Genomic DNA, 14,593 nt, shown 5'->3' with positions numbered 1-14,593 from the left:
ATAATTATAGAAAGCAGGTGAAAAATCCTTCTTTTTTCTTAATTTTCTGTCTAATAATCTCGTAATTTGTATATAGCCTCGTATAAAACATAAAATTCCGTTAAAAAATATAGCAATTAAAGTCGGTTTATCGATAATTTCCATCTATTTACCATTTATATATAGAAGTGCTGAAATAAAGGAATGAAGAAATGGAGGCACATATGGTTACTAAGTTAAAACAGATGGATAACTACTTCCCGCATTTCCTACTGCTATTCATTGTGTTTCAACCAATTTTAGATCTATTAACATCTTTTTCAATTTATATATTACACATGAGCGCAACCGTCGGAATTGTAGTCCGTTTCGCCTTTATGCTTCTTGCATTAGGTTATCTACTTCTTCATCATAAACAACACGGTGCAAAAAAGTATATTCTCTACTTATGTCTCTTTGGCATCGTACTCGCAATCGGCCTTATAAATAATTTAATGGTCAAATCTCCAGTTTCATTTGGAGAAGAAGTAAAATTTATTTTGAAAAGTGTATATCCAATTGTACTACTGTTTGGATATATTATCGCACTAAAAGAATTAAAAAATAACGAATATGTATTTCATAAAATCATTACGTATTTCTTATATGCAACGTTAATTTTAAGTATTTCAATCATCGCGGCTATGGCAACTGGTACAGATTTCCAAAGCTATCCGAACTCAAAGATTGGTTCAAGAGGATGGTTCTTTGCTGGAAATGATTTAAGTTCCATTTTTGCAATTATGTTCCCAATCGTTGTCTTATACTCTGTTCATAAAACAACTTCTTTCTCAAAAGAAACAACAATTGAGCGTACAATCCCAATTTTCACTCCGTGTGGTAACTGTTGTACATCAATTATTCCCCTCTAGCTTAAAGCTTTTCCTTCTGAAAAAAGGAATTCTCAAAATTCATATACATTTTTATAATATTACGTTCCTAATCTAGAATGTTACTATAATGCTAAGATTAACAAACTTCAATAACCACAAAACATTGTGATATAAAGATGTTGAATACAATAAAAAAACACTCTCATACGAGAGCATTTTCTTATATAGCCTCAGCTTTTACAAACTGTAATTTATCTTTCTGCTCATTACTCGCCATCGTTACTAACGTATTTTCAATATGAGCAGGCACTTGTTCTAGCGTCACACTCGCACCTACTTTATCCGACTGCTCAACAAAGTTTAACAATGCCATCGCTCCTGATACATCCATATAGCGCACATCTTTCATACGTAAAACAACTGGAGACTTTACGTCTTGTAAAGTATGAAAAACACGATCCACTGTTAAAAATGAAAGTGGGCCTTTAATTTTATATGTCGCGTCTTTTTCTTTTACAATAGAAGCTTTACGGTCTTTACATTTCACCATGTATATCATGAACGAAAGAATAATACCGAACGCAACAGCAATCATTAAATCAAACTTCACTGTGACAACCATCGTTACAAGCATAACAATGACATCACCTTTTGGTGCTACATGCATTTTCTTCATGCTTTCCCAATCAAACATGCCAATACCAGTTAAAATTAAAATACCTGATAATACAGCAAGCGGAATGTATTGTACAACTGACCCAAGTCCCATAATGAAAATAAATAATATAACACTATGCATACTCGCTGAAAGCGCCGTTTTACCACCGCTTCTTATATTCACGATAGACCGTACAGTCGCCCCTGCGCCTGCTAATCCACCAAACAATCCGCTCATCATATTACCGATACCTTGTCCGACCAGTTCTTTATTACTTTTATGACGTGTACCCGTCACATTATCCATTACAACCGATGTTAACAACGAGTCAATCGATCCTAATAAAGCAATACTAAGCGCTGGTAAAATAAGTTCTGCGATGCCTGTTCCACTTAAAGATGGAATATGAAGCGTCGGCATTGCTTCTGGAATCGTTCCAATCTTCTCAATCACCTTATTTAATGACAAGTTTCCGATAAACGGTAACTTCACTGTAAGCCCTTCTAACGCAGAAGAAATGAAAGGAAGCATAGCTGTCACACCAACTAATGCAACTAAACTAGACGGAATAGCCTTAATCCATTTTCCAGAAACAATCATTACAATAATCGTTAATACGACGAGTAGAAAACTATTTTGCACATGCTTCATTTCACCTAAAATAATAATTAATGCGATTCCGTTCATAAATCCTGAAACGACAGAATACGGAATATATCGCACGTAAGAACCAAGCTTACATACACCGAATAAAATTTGAAACAGTCCCGCCATCATAAAGGCTATAAAACTCGCCTCTAATCCGTGCGTCGCAATAACCCCTGTTGCGATAACAGTAATCGGCCCAGTTGGCCCAGTAACTTGCCCAGGTGTACCACCAAATAACGCCGCAAATAAACCTGCAAAAATTGCACCATACAATCCAACTAGTGCTCCCTCAGACGTTCCCGTTGCAGCAATACCAAATGCAATGGCAAGTGGCAACGCAACAATTGCGACAGTAAAACCTGCTAAACATTCCTTTGCTATTTTTTGAAACATAAAAAAACCACCTTTGTATAAAGTCCATGTTCCATTGTACACCTAAAAGAATATATTCGTTAGTCCACTTTTTACAGTCTCGTGACGTAAACGTATTCAATTGCAAGCTCACACCGCATCTTTGGAAACCATTGTAACTGTGCTATAATAGATAAATTAAATCTTTTATTATATATTTGGAGGCACTATGCTAACTTTTGAAGAAAAATTATCGATTATTGAATCTTTCCCTGAATTAGAAAGAAAGAACGTATCATTAAAACGCGTGAACTTTCACTTTGAAGAAAGTCGTTTAGATAAAAAAAACGTTGTATATCATTTACATCCAAACGGAAACGGCTTTGTATATGCAAGCTTCATTAAAGGTTATAAAACAGATGATAAAGGCATGATTAACATCCGTGAGTTTTCAGAAGAAGAACTGCGTTCATTAATTGAAAAAGTAATTGAACGTCTATCACAGGAGCCAGAAGAAATTGTTACACCAATGGAACCTGCTGCAGAAGAAGAATGGAAGAACGAAGACGGCCACATCCTAACTCTTATTCAAGAGGATGATATGTGGAACGTGTACGCTGGTGTAAACTTAGACGGTACATTCAACTCTTACCCAGAAGCTGCGGAATACCTTGATGAAGAAGGATTTTCACGTAAATAAAAGTAGAAAATGGGCATCCCAACATGACCATCAAACAATGTTGCGAACCCCATTTCATTCAACAATTTTTATAACAGTAAAAACCCCTCAAGCATTCATATGCTTGAGGGGTTTTCAATTAAAAGGTAGAACAGCTAAAATTCCTTATATTAAGAACAACGTGGAATTATTCCTAGACCAATTAATAGAGCTGCAGCAGCCGCTGGAATTGGTACAGGAATCTGGATACCTTCTACAAATAAGAAATATTGACCACTTACTATTTTAAAACAAACTAATTGTATGGCTATTCCTCCCTTCTGTTAGATTAATACGTTTTATTAATTAATCTTATTATAGATATAATTAAATTATTTGTTTTTTAAAAGTTACTATGTTACCATCTCTTCAATATCTTCACCTTTCTTTTTGACTATATAAACTCCTTCCTCACACTGTTTCTATTAATTTACATAAAATGATCTAGAGGAGGATTAAAAATGAATACAACTGCTAGATTAGTAAATTGGAAAGAACATGGAGATATGATTATTTTGGAATGTGAATCAAATGGAAAATGCTTCGAGATATCAACGTATAAACAAAGAATATATAATGCCCACCTTTTGTCAGATGACGTATATGTTCGTTTAGATTCATCTGATAATATAATTGGAATAGATATCTATAAGAAGTAAGAAAAGCCCTCTATTTTTTGTAGGTGGGCTTTATCTTTATTACAAAACACCAAAGTATACTCTCTTTTTCTCATGAAGTTTATGTAATTATACATATTCACAAAAAATAAACTAAATGAATATTACATGTAGTAAAATATAACTTGTGGACACGTTCTATAAAGCAGATTCTTTTAAAAGGCGTAACATATCAATCATTATAGGGGATGTGGCGTTACTCCGATACTGATCTCAGATCTCTTATATTTTGTGAACTAACAATCTAGTGTATATAGACGATTCTGTTTTATAGTATGTGTTTACACTTATAACAAAGGGGTAATACGGATAGATTCGTATGAAATGAAAATGGTTCAAGTCGGAGAGAGGCACCTTAGGGTGTCTTTTCTTTTATACATTACATCCCTTTTGTTCTTTCACCTTACTTCAAATACACGAATCACTCTTCATTAAGAAAAAACGAGAATTAAGTGAAGATCAATTGACCTTCACTTAATTCCCCACCTCTACAAAAGAGCAAAGATATTGCTTCGTCTATTTAAAAACAGGCGAAAATCACATAGGTATAGTGCATCCTACACTTTCTATTTTTTCGCACCTTTCAACGACTCTCTCAGGACAAATTTTTGTAATTTCCCACTCGCATTACGAGGCAGTTCATCCACAAATAAGTAATGACGTGGACGTTTATAATCTGCTAATTCATCACTTTCTTTACAATATATTTCTAAATCATTTTCTGTAATCGCTTCATCTTTCTTTACAACAACGGCCACAACACGTTCTCCCCATAATTCATCTGGCTCACCAAGCACCGCAACATCTAATACACCAGGATGACTATGAAGGAAATCTTCAATCTCACGTGGATAAATATTAACACCTCCGCTAATTACCATATCATCCACACGATCTGCGACGAATAAATAGCCATCTTTATCGAAGTAACCTAAATCACCAGAGTGATACCATCCTTTATACATCGATTTTGCATTTGCTTCTTCTCGGTTATGATAACCAGCCATCATAGTTGGGCCGCGTAAAATAATCTCCCCTACTTCATAAGGAGGTAATACCTCATCTGGTTCTGCTGGTGCATCATCATTTGGTTTTACAATGCGGATTTCATGACTAAAGCACGGTGTTCCTGCTGAACCTGCTTTCGTAATTTGATCTTCTTCTACAAGAAATGCAACAACTGGTCCCATTTCTGTCATTCCGTATATTTGTACGAGATCAATATAAAGACGTTCTTTACATTCCTTCACTAATGCTGGAGCCATTGCCGCTCCTCCATATATACCAATCTTCATCGATGTTAAATCGTACTGCCTTAAATCTTTTTGCAGTAACATATTCCACATCGTCGGTGCTGCAAAAAATGTCGTAATCTTCTCTTCTTGAATCGTATGTAATACTCTATCCGTATCAAAGTGATGTAAAATAACATTCTTTCCACCAACTTGAATACGCGGAATGATTCCAGCATTTAACTCGCCGCAATGATATAAAGGTGCTACTACAAGTCCGGCACTATCTCTATTATATTTTAAGAAATACGTACAAATCATACTATGCTCAGTCATTTCACGATGACGATGCAATACGCCTTTCGGATGACCTGTCGTACCGCTCGTATACAGCATAGAACAATAATCCATTTCATCAATTTCGATATCTACTTTGTCAGAAGATGCCGCATTCACTTTTTCATGGTAAGAACTAGCATAGGAAGGTGTATCGTCTTCTACGTACCAAAAAGACGAATTTGGAAAATCTCGTTCAATGATAGCAACAGTTGATTCAACTGCTTTTTCAAAGACTACTACTTTCGAGGCTGCATCTTGAAGGATATACGATAATTCTTTTGCTTTTAAACGGAAGTTAATCGGGTTAAAAATCGCCCCAATTTTCGCACAAGCTAAGTAAACGTTTACAAATTCACGGCAATTATATAAGTAAACAGATACAGTATCTCCCTTTCTTACCCCTTCTTTCAATAGAGCTTGCGCCGTTTTATTTATTTGTTCATCCCACTGTTTATATGTCCAGCGAATATTTTTTTCCGGCTCTACTAACGCCTCTTTATTCGGATACTTACCAACAGCTAAATCAAATATTCTCCCTATCGTCATGTACATGCCAACAATTTCCCCCTTTTCTCTTTCATAAATCTATCATTTCGTCCATAAGTAGACATTGTCCTCTAATGATTTGACTAATTTTTCTGATTATTATCGACATAGTTTTACAATCAGTGCCGCTTGGCGGTAAGTGAAATTATATCGGCGGTTTTCCGAATATATCGACCACAACTTGAAATATATCAGCGATTTTTAAAATATATCGACCGCAACTCAATTTATATCAGCGATTTTTCGAATATATCAACTTACAGACAAAAACTGACAAAATAAAAAAGAGGCTGTTCCAAATGGAACAACCTCTTTCTTCTTATACAAATAGCTCTTCTAAAATTTTCAGTTTGTCTTCTGTATATTTTACGAAGCCATCGTTATATGATTTTGGATCTTTCGGATTTGCGAAGTGCGTAATTGCTCCCGTTTTCGGATGAACAAATTTACTTGATGCACCACAGCCAAGTCCGATAATCGATTGAACTTCTTCCATAATAACAATGTTATAAATACTTTCTTGCGTCGGCATTGCATAACCAACGTTCTCTAAGTTACCTAAAATATTCTTTTGACGATATAGGTAATATGGTACGTAATTATGCTTTTGCGTCCACTCTTCTGCTTCGTGCATCATCGCTGTAATTTCTTCGCGACCTGCTACTTTATATTTACGTTTGTTTTGCGTCATTTCAGAAGCACGTTTGAATGATAACGTATGAACTGTTAACGATTCTGGCATTAACTTTTCTGTTTCATCTAGCGTATGCTTAAAGATATCTAACCCTTCACCAGGAAGACCAATAATTAAATCCATATTAATATTGTTCATTCCCATTTCACGAGCTAAATGATACTTCTCAATTGTTTCTTCTACAGTATGGTGACGTCCAATCGCTTTTAATGTCTCTTGATGGTATGACTGCGGATTAATACTAATACGGTCAATGTTCCATTTATTTAACACTTCTAGCTTCGCTGGCGTAATTGTATCTGGGCGACCTGCCTCAACTGTTACTTCACGCACATTTTTCACATCTGGGAACGCTTCATACATTTCTTCATACAGCATATCCATCTCTTCTGCTGTAATACTTGTCGGTGTACCGCCGCCGTAATAAATCGTCGTAACTGTTACACCTTTTTCTTTTAAAAACTTACCAATTTCACGAACTTCATAATGTAAACCACCTAAGAATGAATCAACAGAGCCTTGGCGTCCGTTAATTGCATACGCCGGGAATGTACAATATGCACATTTTGTTGGGCAGAATGGAATACCGATATAAATACTTACTTCCTCTTTCAAACGGTATAAATCCGGAACTACCGCTAATTGGCAATCAACAATACGCTGAAGAAGTTCAATTTTCTCTTCATGAATTAAATAGCTTTCACGAAGTTCTTGGTGTGCTTCTTCTTTTGACATACCACTTTGAAGCATTTTATGAAGAAGTTTCGTCGGACGAACTCCTGTTAAAATGCCCCAACTTTGTTCAAGACCAGTTAACTGCTGAAGAACAGAAAGATATACATAAGAAACAACGTGCTTCACTTGCTTCATACGCTCTTTTTCATCTGTGAAAGCAGATAAATCTTTTGCGAAAGTTTCTTCATACACATTTCCAGTAGCAACATCTGTTAAACGAGCAGATGCTTTCACATTCTCTTCAATGTGTATATCAACAATAAGATTTGCTTCCTCTTTTTCAAATCCAATCGTACTATCTTCAAAAAATAAGCCGCCAATATTTTGCAGCGGACGTAAAAAACGATCATCTTGTAGCGTTTTAATTGAAATTAACAACATTATCACCTTTTCATTTGCAAACTCTCTTTAGTTTACTTGAAGGGCGTTTGCAGGTCAATACAGAAGGTTTTACCTTATTTCTTCTATTTAAAAACTTAAAGGCAGAAGAGATGACATTTCTCTTCTGCCTTTTATAAATCTATTAGCTATTTTTAGTCATAAATCTTAAACGCATTCCTAATAACACAAGAATTACACCTATAAATGGAAGGTAATTTGTATTATGCCCTGTAGCTGGAAGTTTTTGATCATTGGAACTGCCTTGCTCTTTTTCTGGTAAGTTAGGCTTTCCTACTTCTTCACCCGGCTTCTCTGTTTCTTCACCTGGTTTCTCTGTTTCTTCGCCTGGCTTTTCTGTTTCTTCGCCTGGTTTTTCTGTTTCTTCACCTGGCTTTTCTGTTTCTTCACCTGGCTTTTCTGTTTCTTCACCTGGCTTTTCTGTTTCTTCGCCTGGTTTTTCTGTTTCTTCGCCTGGTTTTTCTGTCTCTTCACCTGGCTTTTCTGTTTCTTCGCCTGGTTTTTCTGTTTCTTCACCTGGCTTTTCTGTCTCTTCGCCTGGTTTTTCTGTTTCTTCACCTGGCTTTTCTGTTTCTTCGCCTGGTTTTTCTGGACCTTTTTCTTGTTCTTTTTCATTTGTAATTTCAAGATTTTTAACTTCTACTTTTTCATTAGAAATCTTAAATTTAATTTCCTTATCAGATAATTTATATCCTTCTGGTGCATGAACTTCTTTTAAAATGTAATCTCCAGGTTCTAACTTCTTAGAAATTGCTTTACCATTCTTATTTGTTGTTAATGTGTCTATTTTTGTTCCATCTTTCCAAATTTCAAACACTGCGCCAGCTAATGTTTTACCTGTATCATTAGCATCTACTTTTGTAATTTCTAATTGACCTGTAATTTCTTCTTTCACTTTTTCATTCAATACTTCTCGTTTCGCTACTTCATTTGCTACAACGTTTACTTCTACTGTAACTTCTATCGCTTTGTAGCCTTCTGGCGCTTTCGTTTCTTCTAACGTATACTTACCTGGCACTAAGTTTTCGAATTTCACAATGCCGTCTTTATTCGTTGTTTTCGCCTCTCCAACTAGTTGACCATTTTCGTTCTTCAGTCTAAATTCTGCGCCTTCTAGAACTTTTCCACTCTCTGCATCCTTTTTGATTACTTGTAAGCTTCCTAGTTCTTTTGCGTTTTCTACTTGTACTTGTACTACTTTGTTTGCTTCCACAACGACTTCAATTTCTTCTTTTAACAACTTATATCCTTGTGGTGCTTTCGTTTCTTTTAATGTGTATGTTCCTGGTTCTAATTTCTGAGAGGTTACTTTACCTGTTTTATCTGTTCGTAACGTCTCTACTTTTTTACCATCTTTGTACACTTCAAATTCTGCGTCTGATAATACTTTCGTTTTATCTTCTGCATCTACTTTTACGATTTCGAATTGACCTGTTACTTTTTCATTCATAACTTCTTGTTTCGCTACTTCATTCGCTACTACGTTTACTTCCACTTTTACTTCTACTGCTTTATAGCCTTCTGGCGCTTTCGTTTCTTCTAACGTGTACTTTCCTGGCACTAAGTTTTCGAATTTCACAACGCCATCTTTATTCGTTGTCTTCCCTTCTCCAACTACTTGACCAGTTTCATTTTTTAGCTTAAATTCTGCACCTTGTAGAACTTTTCCACTCTCTGCATCCTTTTTGATTACTTGTAAGCTTCCTAGTTCTTTTGCGTTTTCTATTTGTACTTGTACTACTTTGTTCGCTTCCACAACGACTTCAATTTCTTCTTTTAACAACTTATATCCTTGTGGTGCTTTCGTTTCTTTTAATGTGTACTTTCCTGGCTCTAATTTCTGAGAGATTACTTTACCTGTTTTGTCTGTTCGTAATGTCTCTATTTTTTTACCATCTTTGTACACTTCGAATTCTGCGTCTGATAATACTTTCGTTTTATCTTCTGCATCTACTTTTACGATTTCAAATTGACCAAGGCTCTTACTGTTTGTTACTTTTACATCAATAACTTTTTCACCATCAACTGTTACATGAATTACTTGTTTTGTTAACTCATAACCTTCTGGTGCTTTTGTTTCTTCTAACGTATATTCACCAGGCACTAGTCCATCTACTTTAACAATTCCAGACTTATCTGTTGTAATTCCTTCTTTTACAACATTCCCTTGCGCATCTTTCAATGTGAATTCTGCGCCCGCTAAACGTTTCGCTTGATCTTTATCATCCGTCTTAATAATTTGTAGAGAACCTAAGATTCTTTCGTTTTCCGCCTCTACTTTTACTACTTCTTTCTCGTTTTGTATTGTTACTTTCCATTCTTTATTTGAAAGCTTGTAACCTTCTGGTGCTTTCGTTTCTTTCACTGTATATTCACCTAATGGTAATTTTGGTGACATCACTTTTCCACTCTCATCTGTTTTCAGTTCCGCTACCTTTTTACCATCTTTATATACTGTAAATTCTGCACCTGATAATACTTTCGCTTTATCATTCGCATCTACTTTTACAATCTCAAATTGACCTGTTACTTTTTCATTCATAACTTCTTGTTTTACTACTTCATTTGCTACTACGTTTACTTCGACTGTTACTTCTACTGCTTTATAACCTTCCGGCGCTTTCGTTTCTTCTAACGTATACTTACCTGGCACTAAGTTTTCGAATGTTACTACACCGTTTTTATTCGTTGTTTTCGCTTCTCCAACTACTTGACCAGTTTCATTCTTTAGCTTAAATTCTGCATCTTCTAGAACTTTTCCACTCTCTGCATCCTTTTTGATTACTTGTAAGCTTCCTAGTTCTTTTGCGTTTTCTACTTGTACTTGTACTACTTTGTTTGCTTCCACAACGACTTCAATTTCTTCTTTTAACAACTTATATCCTTGTGGTGCTTTCGTTTCTTTTAATGTGTATGTTCCTGGTTCTAATTTCTGAGAGGTTACTTTACCTGTTTTATCTGTTCGTAACGTCTCTACTTTTTTACCATCTTTGTACACTTCAAATTCTGCGTCTGATAATACTTTCGTTTTATCGTTTGCATCTACTTTTACGATTTCGAATTGACCTGTAGCTTTTTCAACAATTTTTTTATTCAACACATCTACAGTCACTGTATTATTAGCAGCTACATCAACATGAACTAAACTAGATGATAGTTCGTAACCTTTTGGTGCTTCAACTTCTTTTAATGTATATGTTCCAACTGGAAGTTGTTTTGATAAAGCTTCACCTTTACCATCTGTAATAATTGTTTCGACAACGTTCCCATCTTTATCTATAACATCAAACTTTGCACCTGGTAAAAGTTGACCAGATTCACTATCTTTTTTCAATAATTTAAATTGACCATTTTCTACTTTTTTCGTATTCTTCATAACAATTTTCATTACGTTTGTATTATCAATTGTTACTTTTACTGGTGTATCAACTTTTATATATCCCTCTGGTGCACTAATTTCTTTTACAAAATAATCACCAAATGGTAAATCTTTAACTTCCGCAATACCCTTTTCGTTTGTTGTAACAGTAGCCACAACATTATTATCTTTGTCTATAACATCAAATTTTGCGTCTTTTAAAACAATGTTTTCATCGTTTTCATCAACTTTTTTAATTTGTAAATTTCCTTTTTCAGCTGCCGGCTTTTTCCACTTTGGCCAGTTAAATTTAAAATTATGAACCTCAAATCCATCTCTTTGGTGTAATCCACCAACATAGGCTTGTCCGTTAATAGATCCACCCTTTGTATCTACAACTGCATTAGGTGCAAATACACTTCCTACTACACCATATCCTTTAGTTGTTATCTTTTTAGCATTAGGGAACACCCAAATGACTTTACTAGCTAACTCAGTAAAGAAGGAATTAGGGTCATATGCTTGAGAGGTATTAACTAATGTGAACCCGCCCTTATCTGTCGTATCATACAGGATTGCACCGCCACCAAAATTAACTTCTTCTGCATCTGAATGAATAACAATAAAATCTTTGTTACTTACATTTGGAAGATAAACATCCTTTACATTGAATGGTTCTTGCCCTTCTAATCCTGAAGAGACATAAATATTAGGATTATTTACATCTTCACCGATTCCAAAGGTCATACCCGGTTTTGGTTTATCAGTGTGTAATTGGCCCGCATCCTCAATTACGCTATCAACATCTTTTCTAAACTCTTTAAATTTAGCATCAATCTCCGCTTGCTCTTTATAAGAGATACGGTCATATGATGATTTCATTGCACCTTCTGGGTCACCATCTTTTGTCATCGCCACTGTTCCATCTTGGATAATTACTTGTCCTGTTCCCGCTTTCGTAAATTGACCGCCTAGTAATAATGATGGATATCCTTCCTCTACCCATGTCGCTCCAGCTAAATTATTCGCTCCAGTTGCAGCCGCTAAGACTGTATAACTTGATGCGTTCATATTTTTTTGAATAGCCATCGCACCCTCAATATCCGCACTCGTTGCACTATGATCTCCAAAAATGATTGCATTGTAATAAGATACATCACCTAAACCTTTTAACTCTGTTGTAGCTGCCTCTGCTTTATCTGGTAAATGGATTAAAAAATTCATACATACTAGTAACATAACTATAAAACTACTACTTAATTTTTTTATTTTTTGATTAAATGATTTCCTCAAAAAATTCATTCCCCCTTTTATGATTCCTAAATTTATGAAAAGAAGCTCATTTCATATGTACCAAGCCTTACTCACATTAACTTAAAATAATCCATTTAAATAAACCAAAGAAACTCTACAACGAATTAATAACATTACTACAATTCATTTTTGAAATAATACGTGAACGAAACTATCATGCGGAAATGTTTTTACTTATGGGAGCTCAATAAAATTAATCTGAAGAATATTTCATGTGGTGTAACTTTTTTGGCAACATCATCCACTTTACAACAGTTTTCTAAAGGATTCAAGTGAATTGTATAGATTTCAGACACAATTAACTCGAGTAAAACGCTTTCAACCTTAGGATAAAACCAAAAGAAAAACGTAGCAAAAAGCTACGTTTTTCTTTCATCGTTTCGGTGTATTTTTATGATTCTTCAAAAATGGAAGCGGAAATTGCTTACGGAAATGTTCTTTAATCATATACTCTACACCGTTCTCACTATTTGAACGTGTAATCCAGTCAGCTGCTTGTTTTAGCTCTACAGGTGCATTTCCCATTGCTACTCCGAGCCCTACATTTTCAATTATTTCTAGATCTTCTAAACTATCTCCAATCGCAACCATTTCGTTTAGCGAAATATTTAAATGCTCTCCAAGCAATTGTAATCCGCGTAATTTTGATACATTTTGCGGCAAGATTTCTATTCGTTTTGAATCACACTCAATATACTCTATATCTTGGAATGCTTTTCGTAATGTATTTAGCCCTCGTTCTTTTTCACCTTTACTTTGGAAAATCACATCAATTTTCGGAGCAGCTACTGGATGATCACGAAGCGCATCACCTAACGAGTCTACAAACTGAACCGGATAAAATAACGGATCTGCGCTTGATAATACAGTACGCGCAATTAAGTTTGGTGTATTTCTCTCACGATTTCCGATTGAAAACCGTTCATGAGAAATGCGGACGTTACAATCGAAGTGCTCTAACACTTGCACAATGTTAAACGTCTTCTCTTCAGATAATCTTTTTTGAACGTACGGCTTATCTAACGTTGCTGAAACGAAAGCACCACCGTGTGTCACTAATATAGAATCTAATTTTAACGCCTTTGCTACTTTATGAGCAGACTGAAAATTACGGCTCGTAAATAATGTAACGTATACGTCTTTTCTTTTCACAAATTCAATTGTTTCTCTTAATCCTTTTGCAATTTTTCCGTTGTTGTATAGTAGTGTCCCATCTATGTTAAGAGCTAGTAAGCGATAAATCATGTCGCACTCCCCCTCTTCGCTGTTGTACTCTATCCATAATTTATGAAATAAATGTAGCAAATAGAACGAGTTAGAATTACTACTGAAAATTTGGTTTACTATATACATATACACTCAGTAAAGGAGATAGTACAATGCAGGCACCTCCTTCCTTTTATGAAGGCGATACGTTAGAAATAGCAAAGAAATTAATTGGGCAGAAGCTTGTTCATATTGTAGACGGAATAAAGCGAAGCGGAATCATTGTTGAAGTAGAAGCATATAAAGGTCCCGATGATAAGGCAGCACATAGTTACGGCGGCAGACGGACTGATCGCACGGAAGTCATGTTTGGTGCACCAGGACATGCTTACGTATATTTAATTTACGGTATGTATCATTGTTTTAACGTCATTACAGCGCCAGTTGGCACCCCGCAAGGTGTTCTCATTCGAGCCCTTGAGCCAGTAGACGGGATTGAGGAAATAAAACTTGCGCGATACAACAAAACCGACATTACAAAAGCGCAGTATAAAAATTTAACGAACGGCCCTGGCAAACTATGCCGTGCCCTCGGAATTACTTTAGAAGAACGAGGTGTATCATTACAAAGTGATACATTACATATTGAACTCGTCCCAGAAGAAGAACACATATCATCACAATATAAAATAACAGCAGGACCTCGTATTAACATCGACTATGCAGAAGAAGCTGTACATTATCCGTGGCGTTTTTATTATGAGGGCCATCCGTTTGTTTCAAAGAAATAAAGTGAAACTTTAATCAGCCCTCACCAATCGGACTTTTATGGGCAGTTGATCCCCCGCCTAACTTCTTTGCTTTCGC

8 protein-coding genes and 1 pseudogene are annotated in these 14,593 nt (G+C 35.5%); 4 read left to right on the top strand and 5 right to left on the bottom strand.

Annotated features, from left to right (window positions below; genetic code table 11):
* Positions 1–203 precede the first annotated feature (203 nt).
* Positions 204–815, top strand: a pseudogene (locus tag AC1Q8N_RS13805) (O-antigen ligase family protein); the annotation flags it as partial.
* Between the two features lie 256 nt (positions 816–1,071).
* On the opposite strand, the gene AC1Q8N_RS13800 reads toward AC1Q8N_RS13805, so the two are convergent.
* The gene (locus AC1Q8N_RS13800) at positions 1,072–2,550 is read right to left on the bottom strand and encodes a SulP family inorganic anion transporter (RefSeq protein WP_048545617.1); all 1,479 of its coding nucleotides are present in this window, start codon (positions 2,548–2,550) and stop codon (positions 1,072–1,074) included.
* 187 nt (positions 2,551–2,737) lie between these two features.
* Between AC1Q8N_RS13800 and AC1Q8N_RS13795 the strand changes: the two genes are divergently transcribed.
* Positions 2,738–3,208, top strand: coding sequence for a hypothetical protein (locus tag AC1Q8N_RS13795; RefSeq protein ID WP_048545619.1), 471 nt, complete (start codon positions 2,738–2,740; stop codon positions 3,206–3,208).
* A gap of 479 nt (positions 3,209–3,687) precedes the next feature.
* Complete coding sequence (locus AC1Q8N_RS13790; protein WP_048545620.1) at positions 3,688–3,885, top strand: hypothetical protein; 198 nt, start codon at positions 3,688–3,690, stop codon at positions 3,883–3,885.
* A 584-nt stretch (positions 3,886–4,469) separates the two neighbouring features.
* Here the strand turns inward: AC1Q8N_RS13790 and AC1Q8N_RS13785 are convergent.
* From AC1Q8N_RS13785 to AC1Q8N_RS13770, 4 genes are all read right to left on the bottom strand, one after another.
* Complete coding sequence (locus AC1Q8N_RS13785; protein ID WP_098048651.1) at positions 4,470–6,026, bottom strand: fatty acid--CoA ligase; 1,557 nt, start codon at positions 6,024–6,026, stop codon at positions 4,470–4,472.
* A 313-nt stretch (positions 6,027–6,339) separates the two neighbouring features.
* Positions 6,340–7,830: a coproporphyrinogen III oxidase gene (locus AC1Q8N_RS13780; RefSeq protein ID WP_063263540.1), complete on the bottom strand. Its 1,491-nt coding sequence runs from the start codon at positions 7,828–7,830 to the stop codon at positions 6,340–6,342.
* Between the two features lie 142 nt (positions 7,831–7,972).
* Complete coding sequence (locus AC1Q8N_RS13775) at positions 7,973–12,508, bottom strand: MSCRAMM family protein (protein ID WP_493521215.1); 4,536 nt, start codon at positions 12,506–12,508, stop codon at positions 7,973–7,975.
* A gap of 384 nt (positions 12,509–12,892) precedes the next feature.
* A complete protein-coding gene (locus tag AC1Q8N_RS13770) occupies positions 12,893–13,765 on the bottom strand; it encodes a Cof-type HAD-IIB family hydrolase (protein WP_048545625.1) in 873 nt (290 codons plus the stop codon).
* Positions 13,766–13,899: 134 nt separating this feature from the next.
* Between AC1Q8N_RS13770 and AC1Q8N_RS13765 the strand changes: the two genes are divergently transcribed.
* Positions 13,900–14,517, top strand: coding sequence for a DNA-3-methyladenine glycosylase (locus AC1Q8N_RS13765; RefSeq protein WP_046957221.1), 618 nt, complete (start codon positions 13,900–13,902; stop codon positions 14,515–14,517).
* The last annotated feature ends 76 nt before the right edge of the window (positions 14,518–14,593 follow it).

The organism is Bacillus sp. GW823-FHT06B01, assembly GCF_058952315.1.
Note: the sequence above shows the minus strand (reverse complement) of the source record. Positions and strands in the feature narration are given on the sequence as shown.

Excerpts from the sequence above, each read along its gene's own strand:
- AC1Q8N_RS13800 (WP_048545617.1), bottom strand. The coding sequence starts at position 2,550 with ATGTTTCAAAAAATAGCAAAGGAATGTTTAGCAGGTTTTACTGTCGCA.
- AC1Q8N_RS13765 (WP_046957221.1), top strand. The coding sequence starts at position 13,900 with ATGCAGGCACCTCCTTCCTTTTATGAAGGCGATACGTTAGAAATAGCA.
- AC1Q8N_RS13795 (WP_048545619.1), top strand. The coding sequence starts at position 2,738 with ATGCTAACTTTTGAAGAAAAATTATCGATTATTGAATCTTTCCCTGAA.
- AC1Q8N_RS13780 (WP_063263540.1), bottom strand. The coding sequence starts at position 7,830 with ATGTTGTTAATTTCAATTAAAACGCTACAAGATGATCGTTTTTTACGT.
- AC1Q8N_RS13775 (WP_493521215.1), bottom strand. The coding sequence starts at position 12,508 with ATGAATTTTTTGAGGAAATCATTTAATCAAAAAATAAAAAAATTAAGT.
- AC1Q8N_RS13790 (WP_048545620.1), top strand. The coding sequence starts at position 3,688 with ATGAATACAACTGCTAGATTAGTAAATTGGAAAGAACATGGAGATATG.
- AC1Q8N_RS13785 (WP_098048651.1), bottom strand. The coding sequence starts at position 6,026 with ATGTACATGACGATAGGGAGAATATTTGATTTAGCTGTTGGTAAGTAT.
- AC1Q8N_RS13770 (WP_048545625.1), bottom strand. The coding sequence starts at position 13,765 with ATGATTTATCGCTTACTAGCTCTTAACATAGATGGGACACTACTATAC.